Genomic DNA, 16,076 nt, shown 5'->3' with positions numbered 1-16,076 from the left:
GACTATAAATAGAGTTTTGCTTGCATACAAGTAAAATAGGGTTAAGTGGCTGCCGGATTTCTGTTTAAATAGCTTATCGCCCAAGGGGGAACCAATATGCCCAGCACACAGTTAAGCCTGATCGACACACTTATCGTCAACGCGGACCGCGCGTTGCGAACCCTCGCAGCCGGAAGTGATATGACCAGTGAGCGCGCTTCGCCCGCTCGTTCATTAAATGAAGCCGATCTCAGCGAGGCCGAACGCAAAAAATCAGCGGCATTGATGCGCGTAAATCACACCGGCGAAGTCTGCGCCCAAGCGCTTTATCAGGGACAGGCGCTAACGGCCAAATTACCTAATGTACGCGCCGAAATGGAAAAGGCAGCCGAAGAGGAAATCGATCATTTAGTCTGGTGCCAGGAGCGCATAGACGCACTCGGCAGCCACACCAGCTATTTAAATCCGCTGTGGTACGGACTTTCATTTGCGATTGGTGCAGGTGCAGGTTTGGTTAGCGACAAAGTCAGCTTGGGATTTGTTGCAGCAACAGAAGATCAGGTATGCAAACATTTACAAGATCACTTACAAGAATTACCGGAGCAGGATGTCCGCAGCCGCGCGGTCGTCGGACAAATGCTCGAAGATGAAGCGCGCCATGCGGATATGGCATTGAACGCTGGTGGTTATAACTTTCCAAGACCGGTGAAAGGCTTTATGACGCTGGTATCTAAGGTAATGACAACAACCAGTTACCGAATTTAAGGATAAAGTCTTCGCACAAAATTATCACAAAAAAATGCCCGCTCTCAGCGGGCATTTTTATTTCACAAAACCGATTCTAAACTTACGCTTCGCGAATCTCGTAGGAGTGAGTAATCTCTACTCCACCGGCTTCCAACATAATCGATGCAGAGCAGTATTTGGTGGCTGACAACTCCACCGCGCGTTTTACCTGTGCCTCTTTTAATTCTTTGCCGGTGACCAAAAATTTCATATGAATTTTGGTAAACGGCGACGGCACACCATCCGCGCGCTCCGCATCCAGCTCGCAGCGGCAATCTGTTACCTGCTGACGCGCCTTAGTCAGAATGCTCATGACATCGAATGAAGAACAACCACCCAAACCAATCAGCAGCATTTCCATAGGGCGAACACCCGTATTGCGGCCACCGTGATCCGGCGGACCATCCATTAATACCGCATGCCCGCTGCCCGATTCGCCTAAAAATTGCGCACCATCAACCCATTTCACTACTGCTTGCATAATCGTACCCGTTGTAAGAATGCCCCAGAAAATTGGCGCTTAGCCTATCACAGCGAGGCGAAAAATCGAAAATGGCGTCAAAATCAACAATTATCTTATAAATGGTGACTTTTTGTAGACAATTCAATTGTCTAGGCTTATAACTGCATCACAAATTTTCAGCTTGTCATGGCATATCTATAGCAGTGTGATGGCCTTGTCGTCATAATAAATTTCATATTTGAATTAGTAATATAAAAATCCATCAACAGGAGCCACACCTTGGTCGCTGTCTCGCTTACACCGCACATTAAGAATGTGGAAGAGTTTTTAATTCATTGTCACCGTCGCCGTTATCCCGCCAAAAGCACCATTATTTACGCGGGCGACAAAAGTGATTCGCTGTACTACATCGTTAAAGGTTCAGTCACTGTATTGATCGAGGACGATGAAGGGCACGAGATGATTGTCGCCTATCTAAATGACGGCGACTTCTTCGGTGAAATGGGCTTGTTCGACGAGAAAGATTCGCGCAGTGCTTGGGTGCGCGCGAAATCCGAATGTGAAGTAGCTGAAATCAGCTACGCCAAATTCCAGGAAATCTCTGAAACCCACCCTGAGTTTCTGTTTGCACTGGGCAGCCAAATGGCTCGTCGCTTGCGCGCTACGACACGCAAGGTGGGCGATCTGGCCTTCCTTGATGTGACTGGCCGTGTTGCACGTACGCTGCTGGAACTCTGCAAAGAACCAGATGCAATGACCCACCCGGATGGTATGCAAATTAAAATCACCCGCCAGGAAATCGGCCGTATTGTTGGCTGCTCCCGCGAGATGGTTGGCCGCGTACTCAAGACCTTGGAAGAGCAAGGCTTGGTGATGGTAAAAGGCAAAACCATGGTGGTTTACGGTACACGCTAAGACTTTTGCTTAGTGCAAAAATAAAGCCCGCACAATGCGGGCTTTGTTTTTCTACTGACTGTAAAAAAATGGTCGATGCTGAGGGAAATAAATTTATTGGGAGAAGAACTCTGCCAATGCGACACCCGGCTCATCTGCTCGCATAAAGGCCTCACCCACCAAAAATGCATTTACATTTTTGCTGCGCATGGCCTGCACATCGGCTGGTGCAAGAATTCCGCTTTCTGTTACTACAATACGATCGCTGGCGATTTTATCCAGCAATTTGTATGTCGTTTCCAGAGTTACATCAAAGGTGTGCAGATTGCGGTTATTAATACCGATCAATTTATTCGGCAACTCCAGCGCAATATCCAGCTCGACTTCATCGTGCACTTCTACCAATACATCCAACCCGATTGATTGCGCAAGCGTATTGAGTTCCTTTAATTTTTCCGATGACAGTGCGGACACAATCAAGAGTACGCAATCAGCCCCCATGGCACGCGCTTCGTAAATCTGGTATTCGTCAACGAGAAAGTCTTTACGGATCACCGGCAAACTTACCGCTGCACGCGCCTGCTGCAAATATTCATCTGCACCTTGGAAGAAATCCACATCAGTCAGGATTGACAAGCAAGCAGCGCCACCTCGTTCGTATGAGCGGGCAAGTTCAGCGGGAACAAAATGCTCACGAATCACACCTTTACTGGGCGATGCTTTTTTAATTTCAGCGATCACGCCCGCGTTACCTTGCGCAATTTTATTTTCGATTGCCTTTACAAAACCACGTGCTGGCGCTTGTTGAGCTGCATGTGCTTTTAATTGTTCCAGCGAAACCTGCGCCTTACGCTCAGCGATTTCTTCCCATTTGCGCGCAATAATCTTACGCAGTACCGTTGGTGTATCAGACATGGAATTTTCCAAAAACGTGTGGCAAAAGAGTTATTGCAAATATTGCGTAAAAGCAGCCAGTTCGCGAATTTTTTCACCTGCAAGACTACTGCCAATGGCATCGCGCGCCATTTCAACACCGTCGGATAATGTACTAGCGACGCCGCTAACATAAATCGCTGCACCAGCATTAAGCGCAATAATATCGGCTGCTTTTTCCGCGTATTGACCACGGCGATTACCTAATGCATCGCGAATCAACAACAATGAATCTTCGGCATTAGATACACTCAAGCCAATCAAACTTTTGGACTGCATACCAAAATCTTCGGGCTTGATGATGTATTCGCGAATCTCACCGTTTTTTAGTTCAGCGATCTGTGTTTCAGTCGATAAGCTAATTTCATCCAAACCGTCTTTAGCGTGCACCACCATCACATGCTCGCTGCCAAGACGACCAAGCACTTCAGCCATAGGTTTACACAACTCGCCATTAAACACACCAATAACCTGACGCTTAACTTTCGCGGGGTTAGTCATAGGGCCGAGCATATTAAAAATGGTGCGCATACCTAGTTCTTTGCGCGGGCCAATTGCATGGCGCATCGCACTGTGATGTGCAGGGGCAAACATAAAACCCACTCCAATTTCACGCACACAGCGCGCAACTTGTTCAGCGGTGATATCAAGCTTTATTCCCGCAGCCTCCAAAACATCCGCGCTACCGGTTGAGCTGGAGACTGAGCGATTACCGTGTTTTGCCACGCGTCCACCGGCAGCGGCGACAACAAATGCGCTGGCAGTGGAAATATTAAATAAGTTTGCACCATCGCCACCGGTGCCGCAGGTATCGACTAAATAATTCACATCAATATCTACCGGCGTCGCCAGTTCGCGCATCACCATGGCCGCACCGGTGATTTCATCCAGGGTTTCGCCTTTCATCCGCAGCGCCACCAAAAAGCCACCAATTTGTGCGGGTGTTGCTCCACCAGTCATAACTACTCGCATCACAGAAATCATTTCTTCTGTGCTTAAATCAATCCGTGCTACCAATTTTGTTAATGCTTGTTTGATATCCATTGCAATTACCTTTTATGAATCAGTACGCCGTTAAAAAATTGCGCAGCATATCGTGGCCATGCTCGGTCAAAATCGATTCCGGATGAAATTGCACGCCTTCCAATGCGAGCGTTTTATGTTTCACTCCCATAATTTCTGCCATGCTGCCATCTTCATTTTGCGTCCAGGCGGTGATCTCCAAACATTCAGGGATGGACTCCTTTTCAATAACCAGCGAGTGATAGCGCGTTGCCTGAAACGGATTTTTCAACCCGGCAAATACACCTTTATTGTCGTGATACACAGGTGACGTTTTACCGTGCATTACGAAGGGGGCGCGAATCACTTTACCGCCCAACGCCTGACCAATACTTTGGTGACCAAGACAAACCCCGAGCAGCGGAATTTTTCCGGCGAAGGTTTTGATGGTATCCACCGACACCCCCGCTTCAGTAGGGGTACAAGGGCCAGGGGAAATGACAATTTTTTCTGGTGCTAAGGCTGCAATCTCTTCGATGGTGATTTCATCATTGCGTACAACTTTAATATCCGCACCCAACTCGCCAAAATATTGCACCAGGTTGTAGGTGAATGAATCGTAGTTATCAATCATTAAAATCATGTTGCATCCCCTTTTACTGCAGCAGTGCCTACCATATCAACGGCTTTAAAAATTGCGCGCGCTTTATTCATGGTTTCTTTCCACTCCAGCGCAGGCACTGAATCGGCCACTACCCCTGCACCTGCTTGTACATAGAGTTTGCCGTTTTTAATGACAGCAGTGCGAATAGCAATGGCAGTATCCATATTGCCATTCCAGGAGATATAACCCACAGCGCCACCGTAGATACCGCGTTTTTCCGGCTCCAATTCGTCGATAATTTCCATCGCGCGAATTTTTGGGGCGCCACTTAACGTGCCTGCAGGTAATGCTGCGCGCAATACATCCATCGCACGCAGATCATCTTTTAATTTGCCAGTAACATTTGAAGTGATGTGCATTACGTGCGAGTAGCGTTCAACCACCATTTTATCGGTCAGTTTTACGCTGCCGATTTTCGCCACGCGGCCTACATCGTTACGCCCCAAATCAATCAGCATTAAATGCTCGGCGATTTCTTTAGGGTCATTCACTAATTCAATTTCCAGCGCTTTATCCTCTTCGGGCGTGTAGCCGCGACGACGGGTTCCTGCAATCGGGCGCACTGTCACTTCGCCATCTTCCAAACGCGCGAGAATCTCTGGGCTGGAACCGACGACATGGTGATCGCCTAAATCCATAAAATACATGTAAGGCGATGGATTTAAATTGCGCAGGGCGCGATAAAGGTTGATCGGCTCTTGGGTAAAATCAATGGATAACCGTTGGGAGACAACAACTTGCATGGTATCGCCCGCCAAAATGTATTCTTTGATTTTATCAACGTAGCGATGGAAATTTTCTTCGCCACAATTAGAAGTAAAAAGCGGCTCGTTGTGGCCGTTATTGCCCAAAGATAAGCTCGGTGTTGCCGGAATTTCACCGCGCAGTTTGTGCTCTAACTCATCCAGACGCGCATTGGCTTTGGCAAATGCGTTTTCAACTTCCGGATTGGCGTGAATAACAAAAATCAATTTACCGGCGAGGTTATCGAACACCAATACTTCATCGGAGACGCTGAGCAAAATATCCGGTGTGCCAATCACATCTTTGGGTGTGCCGGCCTTTAAATGTGGTTCCACATAACGCACGCAGTCATAACCAAAATAACCAACCAACCCACCGGTAAAACGCGGCAGCCCAGGCAACTCAGGTGCGCGATAACGCTTCTTGAACTCTTCCACAAACGTCAGAGCATCGGCGCAGATATGGGTTTCAACAATCTTGCCCTCGCGTTCAATTTGAATCGCATCGCCAAAGGCTTTAAGCACAGTGCGCGCAGGCAAGCCGATCATGGAGTAACGCCCCCATTTTTCGCCGCCTTGCACAGATTCAAATAGGTAGGAGTAAGGGCCAGCGGCCAACTTCAGATAAGAGGACAGTGGCGTATCCAGATCCGCCAGCACTTCACGCATAACGGGAATACGGTTGTAACCTTGCGCGGCCAATTGGGTGAATTTTTCTTGATCAATAAACGGGTCAGAGTTCATGGAATTACCTTTATGCTCGCCAGACGAAGGGGCAAGCTTTTATCTTTATCAATATTGTATTTGCGCAGCAGTGTTCATGAAAAACCATTTTTAAACATCTATGAACAGATAGCCTATGCGCAAACAGGGAAAGGTAGGCTCAGTGCAAAATCAATGAAGATGTTGCCAAAGCGAGATGAACTAGCGACGCCATCGGGCGGCAAGGTGGGTAGCGCACTCTGTAAATAAGGTTGCGTGTTTCACGAGGATGATTCCTGTTTGAGCTTCGAGCAAGTGTACTGAAATAAAGCGCCTGTGCCTACCCTCTGGACGCCGCCTAACCCGCAAAGGAGCGGCTATTTAACCAAAGCCAATTGCTCGCGCATTTGGGCGATAACCGCAGCGTAATCGGGCGCGTTAAAGATCGCCGAACCTGCGACAAAGGTGTCGGCACCGGCTTCTGCAACTTCGCGAATGTTCGCCAGACCAACCCCACCATCAACCTCAAGACGAATAGGAAAACCACTGGCATCGATAAGCGCGCGGGCTTCGCGCAGTTTATCGAGGATATAGGGAATAAACGTCTGACCGCCGAAACCCGGGTTAACCGACATCAACAGCAGCATATCCAGCTTACCCATTACATACTTGATATGGTCGAGAGAACTGGCGGGAGTGAGCACCAGACCCGCTTTGCAGCCCTTATCCTTAATCAGTTGCAGCGAACGATCTACATGGCGCGAGGCTTCCGGATGGAAAGTGATGTAGGTCGCACCTGCATCGGCAAACTGGACGATCAAATCATCCACCGGCTCGACCATCAGGTGCACATCAATCGGAGCCGCAATTCCATATTTGCGCAGGGCTTTGCAGACCATAGGGCCGACAGTCAGATTGGGGACATAGTGGTTATCCATCACATCGAAGTGGATGATATCGGCACCAGCTGCGAGTACTGCATCTACCTCAGCACCCAAACGGGCAAAGTCCGCCGAAAGGATTGAAGGTGCTATTTTGTAATCTCGCTTAAAGTTCTGCATAAATGTCCCGATATTGATAAATGGCAGTCCGCATTCTACGTGATAAGGTTTGCCACCAAAACCCACTAAAGAGCCAAACCATGCCTGCGAACACCGGCCCATGGCCAATGAGATTTATTAACCGCCGCCCGCGATTAGCGCATGCCCTGCTTGCCCTTTGCCTGTTACCCCTGGCTGCGATCGCGCAGGAGCCGGAAGAAAACACCGAATCCTCTGCCGCAAGCAGTGCGATTAGCTCGATTAGCAAATCATCCGAAGCTCCGCTTTACCCATCGCGCGATATTCGCGATAAAAGTTTGATCGCCGCCGCCATGAATGATGAGGCGCAATGGTTGGAGACTGAACACGGAAAAATTCTTGCGCTTTATCGCCCGACTGAGGCTAAAAAAACGCTCGGCGTATTGATCCTGTTCCATGCGGCAGAAAACCCCCAACTCTGGCCGCCCACTCTGGAGAACCTGCGCGCGAACCTGCCGCGCTACGGATGGGAAACTCTGGCGATTAGCCTGCCACAACGTTATCTGGCGGCAATTCCCGCCCGGCCTAGTTCAGCATCGGCGAGCGCATCCTTTTCAAGCGCCGTTGCAGATACTGAAGCTGCAGCGGAAACACCCCCCGAAGAGACGGCGGCGGCATCCGCCTCCAGCAGTGTACCAAGCTCATCCACCGCAACCTCTTCAAGCGTTGCGCGCGATGCGCTAATCGCCACTTATGTCGATGCGGCGTTTAATTTCTTAAAAGAAAAGGGTCAACTCAACACGGTAGTACTGACCGACAACAGCGTGGCATTTCAGATTATGCAGATACTAGCCCCGAAAATTAAGGATAACAGCCGCGATACAACAGTTGTTGATGGACCACTACAAGCCCTTATTGTCACCAACCTCCAGCAACAAGAGCCAATAATCAAGCAGGAACTGGAAACCATTTTTGCTGCAAAACAACTGCCCGTACTAGATCTTTTCTTCGCACCGATTGATGCGGGGCAACTGCAAGCGAGGGTGTTGCACAGAGCAGTCGCCATGCGCAAGAAAGTAGTGGATTACCAACAGCTACTAATCGATGATCAACCCAAGTTAGTCGAACAGGATCACCAAAGCTTTTTATTAGGAAGGGTGCGCGGCTTCATGCAACAAAAAGCCAGCGGTACTGAGTTGAAAGCACAAAGCGAAAATGTACAACAGTAAAACGAAAACGGGATCAGTCGCCGACTGATCCCGTTTTCGTTTTACTTGCCAGATTCGGAACATCCGGTTCCGAATCGTGGAATCGCCACTCGTGAGCATGACCTGATTAAATGAAAATGGCGCTATGAATTAGGCGCTTCCCTTGACCCTGCTTGGTCAACCTACCTTCCCTGACGACCTCCTTGTTAGAAGCCATTTTCAAGAAAATTGGGGAGTGACGATAGTCGCAAAATTCAATGAATGTTGTAGGAAATTAGCTACAGCTCACAGCGGCATTTGGCTTATAACCCTGCGGAAACCAGGCAGATATCAAGCCTTTTTGTAAGCCGCCATCCGTTCATGCAACTCGCCAATGACGGGGGCGACTGCCCCGCGCGTTGCCAGGTAGTGCAGATTAAATAATTCAAAATAATCCTGTAAGGCACTGGCGGCACGCACTTCGCCCGCCATCTCCAAACACAATCCAGCCGCTTCAGCGGTAGACAGATAATGCTCCTGATGAGATTTACGCACCGCATAGCCGCGCACTAAAGCTTCAGGCAAGACTACACAGGGGATTTCCTCCAACCATCGGCTCAAATGAAACATACGGCCACTTTGCTTCCAGGTGCCATCCAACAATACAAAAGTTGTGATTTTTCCATCATCCGGTAATTCAGTTACCAAACCCCGCTGCTTTGAACCCGTTTCGTTAGCATCAGCAGGGAATACAATCACACAGCGGCGGCGGGAATCCCCCAACAAATCCAACAATTCCTGCGCAGGTTCCGTGCGGCTCCAGCAAAACACATGAGTCTGCTGCGGCAATAGCTCAGCGATCAAGCGCCCGGTATTAGTTGGTTTGAATACCTCATTGCGATGCATCAACAATACAAACTCGCAGCGCGCCTCCAAATCCGGGCGCCACGGACATATACAGGCAAATGCAGCTAATTGACAATGCTCACAGCGCACAACCGATTTACCACGCGCAAGAAATTCGCGAGTGGATTCAGCCAAACGCTGTGCACGCAATTGCAAATATTGGTTGGAGAAATTATTGGTCATCAATTACCCGCAGGGAGAGTTAGCTACACAAACCATCAAATTACAGACGAAAAAAAAGCGCTCTTGTGAGCGCTTTTAATTTGGTGCCCTGGGCCGGACTCGAACCGGCACAGCATTCGCCACTACGACCTCAACATAGCGTGTCTACCAATTCCACCACCGGGGCATTAACTCTAAAATTACTCTTTCTTTGCTTCTGTTTGAGCGGCTGCATCTACAGACGCTGGAGCAGCTTCAGCTTGCGCAGCTGGCACATCAGATGCAGCCGCTGCAGGTACTTCACTGGCAGGCACGTCGGAAGCCGAGGGAACTTCTTGTTGCTGCACAGCGGGGACAACTATACCCTGCGTTGCTACTTTTGAATGATTTTTCGCAATAATTGCCAAACCAAAGCTAGTACAAAAAAATACGGTTGCAATAATCCAAGTTGCGCGAGTGAAAAAATTACCGCTCCCTTCACTGCCGAATACAGTTTGCGAAGCTCCAGCGCCAAATGATGCGCCTGCTGCTGCGCCCTTACCTTGCTGCAGCAAAATCAAGCCAATAATAGCCAGTGCCGCAAGCGAATGAATAATCAGTACCAGTTTTTCCATTGCAAAGCTCTCTTGAGCGCTTGGTGTTTAGCTGATGAAATTAATCAGCAGCCCTACAGATTGCTAAAAACTCGTCAGCGTCTAAAGATGCGCCGCCAAGTAAGGCACCGTCTATATCGGGCAATGCAAACAACTGTTGTGCATTGTGCGCTTTGACGCTACCACCGTACAAAATCCTGACTTTCCCAGCTAACTCACCCAGCTGTGCACGCATAAAACGGTGCACTTCTTCTGCTTGCTCAGGTGTAGCTGTCTTGCCGGTCCCTACAGCCCATACAGGTTCGTACGCAAGCACGGCATTATTGAATACATCTTTACCTGTATGCGCAAAGACCGCATCGAGCTGCCGGCCAATAGTCTCTAACTGACGCCCCTGTTCGCGATCCTTTAGAGATTCACCTACACAGAGTATCGGTATTAAACCAGCTTGCTGTACAGCTATAAATTGGCGAGCAACTTGCTCATCCGTTTCACCCTGCAGTCGGCGGCGCTCATTGTGACCAATTATTACAAATTTGCAATCCAAATCTGCAAGCATTGATGCTGAAACTTCGCCTGTGTAAGCCCCCTTACTATGCTCACTTGTGGTTTGTGCACCCAGCAATATCGCTGAACCAGACAACAAACTTCCAGTGTGTATTAAATAAGGAAACGGTGGGCAGATAACTACATCTGCATTATGCTCACCTTGCCAACCAGCCACAACCTTGACCAACAAGTCTGCATTTTCATGCAGGTTTCCATTCATTTTCCAATTGCCAACCACCAGTTGGCGACGCTTGGCGTTACTTGCTTTGTTCAACAGCAATACCTCCCCCAAAGCGGGCGCCAATGTTAGCTAAGAAGATTTGAACATACAACCCAATCTTCGCTTACACCCTGACTTTTATCCGTTTTTTTACGATACAACCGGCAATATTGCCCTGAGCACCGAGCATCTGAATATAAAATCTGCGCCTTGGCCGATTTTTGAGCGCTGATTTGTCATCACTCTTTTTATTAACAAATTGCATTCCCGTTAATATTAGCTGAGCGCGGCCTCTACCGTCGCTGCAAGCTCTTGAGCCAACTCTTTAACTTGTTTTTTATCCTCTCCTTCAACCATTACCCGCACCACAGGCTCAGTGCCCGAAGGGCGCAGAAGAACGCGTCCGGTTCCCGCGAGCTTTTCTTCCGTCAGTTTTACTGCTGCTTGAACGGTGTCATTATTCGCCAGATCAACACGCTTTGATATATGTACGTTAATCATGACCTGAGGCAGCTTGTTCATCCCCTTCTTGATGCGATGTAAAGAATCACCCATTGTGGTTACAGCAAGCAGCACTTGTAAGGCTGCAATTATTCCATCACCCGTAGTGGTGACATTGCTGCACACGATGTGACCAGAGTTCTCGCCTCCCAATCGCCAGCCGTTGCTGCGCATCATCTCGATAACGTAACGATCACCCACCTTAGCGCGCGCAAAAGGGACATTCAGTTTTTTAAGCCCCAACTCGAAGCCGAAGTTACTCATTAAAGTGCCGACCACACCATCGCAACCGCCCGCATATTCCTGTTGATATGCGGCAATGATGTAGAGCAGCTCATCGCCATCAACTAATTCACCCTTGTGATCCACAAACACTACGCGGTCGCCATCGCCATCAAACGCGATACCTATATCAGCGCCCAGCTCAACTACCTTTTCCTGCAGTGCTTCAGGTTTAGTGGAGCCGCAACTGCGATTGATATTGGTGCCGTTAGGTTCAACAAACAAAGAGGTGACATGGGCACCCAATTCGGTGAATACATCAGGTGCGATGTTGTAGGTTGCACCGTTTGCGCAGTCCAGAACGATATGCATCCCTTTGAGATTAAATCCCCACGGCATAGTGCCTTTGCAGAACTCAATATAGCGACCCGATGCATCCGCAATACGGCGAGCTTTACCCAGCTTTTCGCCGGTGGACATGGGTCTTTCAAGTTGCGCTTCAATCAGGGTTTCCAATTCGTCGGGAAGCTTGCTGCCATTGCCACCAAAAAACTTGATCCCGTTATCGACATAGCTGTTGTGAGATGCGCTGATCACTATTCCGGCCTGAGCCTTAAATGTTCGTGAGAGATAAGCGACACCAGGGGTGGGCATAGGGCCAAGCAAGCCGACATCAACGCCGGCATTAATCAATCCAGCCTGCAATGCAGATTCAAACATATAACCGGAAATACGCGTGTCTTTACCGATCAAAATCATGTTTTGGCCATCAAAACGATCCTTGAGTACACAGCCAGCCGCCCAACCTAACTTGAGCATAAAATCCGGAGTGATTGGGAACTCGCCCACCAAACCGCGAATACCATCAGTGCCAAAATACTTGCGAGACATAATTCCTTACTCCGCTAACAAAAAAATGCGCTGCGATTATTCAACCACAGCAGCGAGAACCTTTAATACATCTACCGTGGCAGCAACATCATGCACACGGATAATGGCAGCGCCGCGTTCAGCTGCCAGCATTGCCAAAGCCAAACTGCCCGGTAAACGCCCATCAACCGGACGATTGAGCAACTGCGCGACCATGGACTTGCGCGACATACCCACCAACAAGGGATAACCCCAGTCACCCAACTCCGGCAAGCGCCGTAAAAGCGCGAGATTATGCGCGAGTGTTTTACCAAAGCCAAACCCGGGATCGAGAATAATTCGCTCTGAAGGAATACCCTGTGCATGACAAGCCGCTATACGTGCGTGTAAAAAATCACTCACTTCTGCTATCACATCATCGTAGTGTGGGTTTTGCTGCATGCTGTCAGGTTGCCCTTGCATATGCATCAAACAGACAGGCAAACCGCTAGCAGCAGCAGCAAGCAATGCACCGTCACGCTGAAGTGCGCGCACATCATTAATCAATCCTGCACCTTTTTTTGCCGATTCGGTGATCACACTCGCGGTGCTGGTATCGACCGAGACTAATGCACCCAGTTTATCAACCAATGCCTCGACCACAGGGGCAACACGATCCAACTCTTCTTGCTCAGATACTGTTGCGGCGCCTGGCCTTGTTGATTCCCCGCCAACATCAATGATCTGCGCGCCTTCTGCCATCATCTGTTCTGCGCGATGCACAACCAGATCCAGATTCAGCGCGCTGCCGGTGTAATAGCTGCCTCCGTCGGAAAAGGAGTCCGGCGTAGTATTGAGAATTCCCATCACTACAGGGCGAGTGAGATCAAGTTGATGTCTACCGCAAATAAGAAGGGTTTTATCTGGATGGGATTGCATTCAAATGCCTAAGCTATTTTTGAGGTGATTAAAACTGATAGAGGGAAAAACAATAACCCCGAGCAAGCCCGGGGTTATTATTGGCAAAAATACAAAAAATTAATGCGTGTTAGCTGGGCCACCTATAGGGCCTGCCGGGGTTTCCCCAGAGGCATCCTTATCGCGCAAATGGCTGTTGAAATCATCATCATTCCACTCGCGCGGCGGGCGCACTTTACGGCGCGCCATCAAATCAGCAACCTGTTCAGCATCGATGGTTTCATATTCCATAAGGGCATTTTTCATCGATTCCAGAATATCGCGGTTATCCTCAAGAATTTTGGTAGCACGTGCATAGCAGTCATTAATAATTCGGCGCACTTCTTCATCGATATTGCGCGAAGTGTCATCAGAGTATTGTTGTGTCGCCATGCCCGGATAAGCGCCCTCTTCCTCGCCGTAATGCAGTGGACCCAACTTAGCGGACAAGCCCCATTTGGTCACCATGTTGCGTGCCAGCTGGGTAGCACGTTCGATATCATTCGACGCACCGGTAGTAACGCCATCGATTCCCAAAGTCATTTCTTCTGCGATGCGTCCGCCGAAAAGCGTACACAAACGCGACTCCAATGAGCGTTTGCTATAACTGTATTTGTCTTCCTCGGGCAGATACTGGGTAACACCCAATGCGCGGCCACGAGGAATAATAGTCACCTTATGCACCGGATCATGTTCTGGCACTACACAGCCAATAATGGCGTGCCCAGCCTCATGATAAGCAGTGTTTTCTTTTTCCTTTTCGCTCATCACCATGGATTTGCGCTCTGCACCCATCATGATTTTATCGCGCGCTTTTTCGAAGTCTTCCATAGTGACCAAACGCTTGTTGCCACGCGCTGCCATCAAAGCTGCTTCATTGACAAGGTTAGCCAGCTCAGCACCGGAAAAGCCCGGCGTGCCGCGCGCGATGACTGATGCACTGACGCGATCCTCCAATGGCACTTTGCGCATATGGACTTTCAGAATTTGCTCGCGGCCGCGAATATCGGGCAATCCAACATAAACCTGACGGTCAAAACGACCTGGGCGTAACAGCGCTTTATCCAGCACATCGGCACGGTTAGTTGCAGCGATAATGATTACGCCATCGTTACCTTCAAAACCATCCATCTCGACCAACAACTGGTTCAGAGTTTGTTCGCGCTCATCGTGACCGCCACCATGTCCACCGCCGCGATGACGACCCACGGCATCGATCTCGTCGATAAAAATAATGCACGGCGCCTGCTTCTTGGCCTGATCAAACATGTCGCGTACCCGGCTTGCGCCTACACCGACAAACATCTCAACAAAGTCAGAACCGGAGATTGAAAAGAAAGGAACTTTTGCTTCGCCGGCAATGGCTTTGGCCAGCAAGGTTTTACCGGTACCTGGTGGGCCTACCATCAATACACCACGCGGGATCTGGCCGCCCAAACGCTGGAACTTGGTGGGGTCGCGCAAATACTGCACAAGCTCCTGCACTTCTTCTTTGGCTTCATCGACCCCTGCCACATCGGCAAAGGTTGTTTTGATTTGATCTTCACCAAGCAGACGCGCCTTACTTTTACCAAAACTCATAGGGCCGCCTTTACCGCCAGCGCCACCTTGCATCTGACGCATAAAGAACCAGAAGACTGCAATAATGATCAAAATAGGGAAACTGGCGACCAGCAATTGGTTCAACAGGCTTGGCTGCTCAACTTCGCGCCCTTTGATCACTACATTGTGGTTGTAAAGGTCGTCAATCAACTTGGGATCTTGCAGATTGGGGCGAATAGACTTAAAGGTAGTATTGTCCTTATAGATCCCCTCGATAACCAAACCATCAATGGTTACCTCCTGCACCCGATCATCGCGCACACTGGAGATAAAATCGGAGTAGTTGAGCGTGTTGCTAGTGGATTGCTTGTTGAAGCCCTCAAAGACACTGAAAAGGACTACAGCAATGACCAGCCAAAGCACGAGATTCTTGGTTATATCGTTCAAGGAAAATTCCTCACAGTTACATCAAATTTATTAATGGCTGGCAATAAACACCCAATCAATAGGCTAGTAGTATTAGCTATGGTTTACCGACAGCAGATACTTGCACATTTACCAGTTGAAATCGTCGAATTTTTCATAGCTTAACGCCTTTTTGACGCCTGAATCTGACTTTCAAGGTAGCATTCATCACCTTGAAATACGAACAATCAGGATACCTTAGACGAGCCGCCAGACAAACTTATCTATGCAAGTCATTTGGGGGCTGGTGCTCAAATTGCAAGCCCCGACTTGTAAATCCACATACGCCTAGTAGTAAAACTAAGGCAACCAGCCAGGCAAATCCAAACGTCGGAACGCAGAATGGAGTAGAATGACCACCATTATTTCTTCCAATCCTTAAGGTAAGTTTATGCCGATTAATCCTGAGCGTAAAAAACAATTTCGTACTATTGGCCACAAGCTTAATCCCATTGTCACCATTGCCGGTAATGGCTTGAGCGATGGCGTACTCGCCGAACTCAATCGTGCGTTAGATGACCATGAGCTGATCAAAGTAAAGCTGGCCATTGCCGAGCGCGACGAACGCAAAGAAGTCGTCGCCGAGCTTGAAGCCCTGCCCAATGTTGAACTGATTCAGGAAATTGGCAAAGTAGTTTTACTCTATCGCCACAATAAAAGAGCCAATCCCAAGCTTTCTAATGTGCAGCGTTAAGATCACAGAGCTAAATACCCATAAAAAAACCGCCGTTAAATGGC

17 protein-coding genes and 1 tRNA gene are annotated in these 16,076 nt (G+C 48.9%); 5 read left to right on the top strand and 13 right to left on the bottom strand.

Annotated elements, in window-relative coordinates:
* Positions 1-96: 96 nt before the first annotated feature.
* Complete coding sequence (gene coq7, locus J2X05_RS13580; RefSeq protein WP_310073320.1) at positions 97-744, top strand: 2-polyprenyl-3-methyl-6-methoxy-1,4-benzoquinone monooxygenase; 648 nt, start codon at positions 97-99, stop codon at positions 742-744.
* 82 nt (positions 745-826) lie between these two features.
* Here the strand turns inward: coq7 and J2X05_RS13575 are convergent, their stop codons facing one another.
* Complete coding sequence (locus J2X05_RS13575; protein WP_310073319.1) at positions 827-1,246, bottom strand: OsmC family protein; 420 nt, start codon at positions 1,244-1,246, stop codon at positions 827-829.
* Between the two features lie 261 nt (positions 1,247-1,507).
* Between J2X05_RS13575 and crp the strand changes: the two genes are divergently transcribed.
* The gene (gene crp / locus J2X05_RS13570; RefSeq protein WP_133684469.1) at positions 1,508-2,143 is read left to right on the top strand and encodes a cAMP-activated global transcriptional regulator CRP; all 636 of its coding nucleotides are present in this window, start codon (positions 1,508-1,510) and stop codon (positions 2,141-2,143) included.
* Positions 2,144-2,236: 93 nt separating this feature from the next.
* On the opposite strand, the gene trpC is transcribed toward crp, so the two are convergent.
* From trpC to trpE, 4 genes are read right to left on the bottom strand one after another with little or no spacing between them, the layout of a single operon-like run.
* A complete protein-coding gene (trpC, locus tag J2X05_RS13565; RefSeq protein WP_310073318.1) occupies positions 2,237-3,037 on the bottom strand; it encodes an indole-3-glycerol phosphate synthase TrpC in 801 nt (266 codons plus the stop codon).
* 30 nt (positions 3,038-3,067) lie between these two features.
* Positions 3,068-4,099, bottom strand: coding sequence for an anthranilate phosphoribosyltransferase (gene trpD, locus J2X05_RS13560; RefSeq protein WP_310073317.1), 1,032 nt, complete (start codon positions 4,097-4,099; stop codon positions 3,068-3,070).
* A gap of 19 nt (positions 4,100-4,118) precedes the next feature.
* Positions 4,119-4,700, bottom strand: a complete 582-nt coding sequence (locus tag J2X05_RS13555) for an anthranilate synthase component II (protein WP_310073316.1) — start codon at positions 4,698-4,700, stop codon at positions 4,119-4,121.
* Positions 4,697-6,208, bottom strand: coding sequence for an anthranilate synthase component I (trpE, locus tag J2X05_RS13550; RefSeq protein ID WP_374725276.1), 1,512 nt, complete (start codon positions 6,206-6,208; stop codon positions 4,697-4,699). Before trpE ends, J2X05_RS13555 begins: the two co-directional genes overlap by 4 nt.
* Positions 6,209-6,220: 12 nt before the next feature.
* Here trpE and J2X05_RS13545 point away from each other — a divergent pair, with 12 nt between their 5' ends.
* Entirely contained in the window at positions 6,221-6,436 is a 216-nt protein-coding gene (locus J2X05_RS13545; protein WP_310073314.1) for a hypothetical protein, read from the top strand.
* Positions 6,437-6,543: 107 nt separating this feature from the next.
* Here J2X05_RS13545 and rpe read toward each other — a convergent pair whose 3' ends face one another.
* Complete coding sequence (gene rpe, locus J2X05_RS13540) at positions 6,544-7,227, bottom strand: ribulose-phosphate 3-epimerase (RefSeq protein ID WP_310073312.1); 684 nt, start codon at positions 7,225-7,227, stop codon at positions 6,544-6,546.
* 107 nt (positions 7,228-7,334) lie between these two features.
* Here rpe and J2X05_RS13535 point away from each other — a divergent pair, with 107 nt between their 5' ends.
* Positions 7,335-8,414 (top strand): DUF3530 family protein, encoded by a 1,080-nt coding sequence (locus J2X05_RS13535; protein ID WP_310073309.1) that lies wholly within the window; start codon positions 7,335-7,337, stop codon positions 8,412-8,414.
* 309 nt (positions 8,415-8,723) lie between these two features.
* Here J2X05_RS13535 and J2X05_RS13530 read toward each other — a convergent pair whose 3' ends face one another.
* The 7 genes from J2X05_RS13530 to ftsH all read right to left on the bottom strand — a co-directional run bounded on the left by J2X05_RS13530 (position 8,724) and on the right by ftsH (position 15,320).
* A complete protein-coding gene (locus tag J2X05_RS13530; RefSeq protein WP_310073307.1) occupies positions 8,724-9,461 on the bottom strand; it encodes a tRNA-uridine aminocarboxypropyltransferase in 738 nt (245 codons plus the stop codon).
* 81 nt (positions 9,462-9,542) lie between these two features.
* Positions 9,543-9,627 (bottom strand) — tRNA-Leu (locus J2X05_RS13525).
* Between the two features lie 13 nt (positions 9,628-9,640).
* Entirely contained in the window at positions 9,641-10,054 is a 414-nt protein-coding gene (gene secG, locus J2X05_RS13520) for a preprotein translocase subunit SecG (RefSeq protein WP_310073306.1), read from the bottom strand.
* A 40-nt stretch (positions 10,055-10,094) separates the two neighbouring features.
* Positions 10,095-10,856: a triose-phosphate isomerase gene (tpiA, locus tag J2X05_RS13515; protein ID WP_310073304.1), complete on the bottom strand. Its 762-nt coding sequence runs from the start codon at positions 10,854-10,856 to the stop codon at positions 10,095-10,097.
* Between the two features lie 222 nt (positions 10,857-11,078).
* The gene (gene glmM, locus J2X05_RS13510; protein WP_310073303.1) at positions 11,079-12,416 is read right to left on the bottom strand and encodes a phosphoglucosamine mutase; all 1,338 of its coding nucleotides are present in this window, start codon (positions 12,414-12,416) and stop codon (positions 11,079-11,081) included.
* Positions 12,417-12,452: 36 nt separating this feature from the next.
* The gene (gene folP, locus J2X05_RS13505; protein ID WP_310073302.1) at positions 12,453-13,313 is read right to left on the bottom strand and encodes a dihydropteroate synthase; all 861 of its coding nucleotides are present in this window, start codon (positions 13,311-13,313) and stop codon (positions 12,453-12,455) included.
* Between the two features lie 99 nt (positions 13,314-13,412).
* On the bottom strand, positions 13,413-15,320 hold the full coding sequence (ftsH, locus tag J2X05_RS13500; RefSeq protein ID WP_310073300.1) for an ATP-dependent zinc metalloprotease FtsH: 1,908 nt from the start codon (positions 15,318-15,320) through the stop codon (positions 13,413-13,415).
* Between the two features lie 409 nt (positions 15,321-15,729).
* Here ftsH and J2X05_RS13495 point away from each other — a divergent pair, with 409 nt between their 5' ends.
* On the top strand, positions 15,730-16,032 hold the full coding sequence (locus J2X05_RS13495) for a YhbY family RNA-binding protein (protein WP_133684458.1): 303 nt from the start codon (positions 15,730-15,732) through the stop codon (positions 16,030-16,032).
* The last annotated feature ends 44 nt before the right edge of the window (positions 16,033-16,076 follow it).

Source organism: Cellvibrio fibrivorans (assembly GCF_031457055.1).
Lineage (GTDB): Bacteria > Pseudomonadota > Gammaproteobacteria > Pseudomonadales > Cellvibrionaceae > Cellvibrio > Cellvibrio fibrivorans.
The sequence above is the reverse complement of the archived record's forward strand: the minus strand, read 5'-3'. Positions and strand labels throughout refer to the sequence as shown.

Excerpts from the sequence above, each read along its gene's own strand:
- glmM (WP_310073303.1), bottom strand. The coding sequence starts at position 12,416 with ATGTCTCGCAAGTATTTTGGCACTGATGGTATTCGCGGTTTGGTGGGC.
- J2X05_RS13575 (WP_310073319.1), bottom strand. The coding sequence starts at position 1,246 with ATGCAAGCAGTAGTGAAATGGGTTGATGGTGCGCAATTTTTAGGCGAA.
- trpC (WP_310073318.1), bottom strand. The coding sequence starts at position 3,037 with ATGTCTGATACACCAACGGTACTGCGTAAGATTATTGCGCGCAAATGG.
- trpE (WP_374725276.1), bottom strand. The coding sequence starts at position 6,208 with ATGAACTCTGACCCGTTTATTGATCAAGAAAAATTCACCCAATTGGCC.
- coq7 (WP_310073320.1), top strand. The coding sequence starts at position 97 with ATGCCCAGCACACAGTTAAGCCTGATCGACACACTTATCGTCAACGCG.
- folP (WP_310073302.1), bottom strand. The coding sequence starts at position 13,313 with ATGCAATCCCATCCAGATAAAACCCTTCTTATTTGCGGTAGACATCAA.
- trpD (WP_310073317.1), bottom strand. The coding sequence starts at position 4,099 with ATGGATATCAAACAAGCATTAACAAAATTGGTAGCACGGATTGATTTA.
- J2X05_RS13535 (WP_310073309.1), top strand. The coding sequence starts at position 7,335 with ATGAGATTTATTAACCGCCGCCCGCGATTAGCGCATGCCCTGCTTGCC.
- J2X05_RS13545 (WP_310073314.1), top strand. The coding sequence starts at position 6,221 with ATGCTCGCCAGACGAAGGGGCAAGCTTTTATCTTTATCAATATTGTAT.
- J2X05_RS13530 (WP_310073307.1), bottom strand. The coding sequence starts at position 9,461 with ATGACCAATAATTTCTCCAACCAATATTTGCAATTGCGTGCACAGCGT.
- rpe (WP_310073312.1), bottom strand. The coding sequence starts at position 7,227 with ATGCAGAACTTTAAGCGAGATTACAAAATAGCACCTTCAATCCTTTCG.
- secG (WP_310073306.1), bottom strand. The coding sequence starts at position 10,054 with ATGGAAAAACTGGTACTGATTATTCATTCGCTTGCGGCACTGGCTATT.
- J2X05_RS13555 (WP_310073316.1), bottom strand. The coding sequence starts at position 4,700 with ATGATTTTAATGATTGATAACTACGATTCATTCACCTACAACCTGGTG.
- J2X05_RS13495 (WP_133684458.1), top strand. The coding sequence starts at position 15,730 with ATGCCGATTAATCCTGAGCGTAAAAAACAATTTCGTACTATTGGCCAC.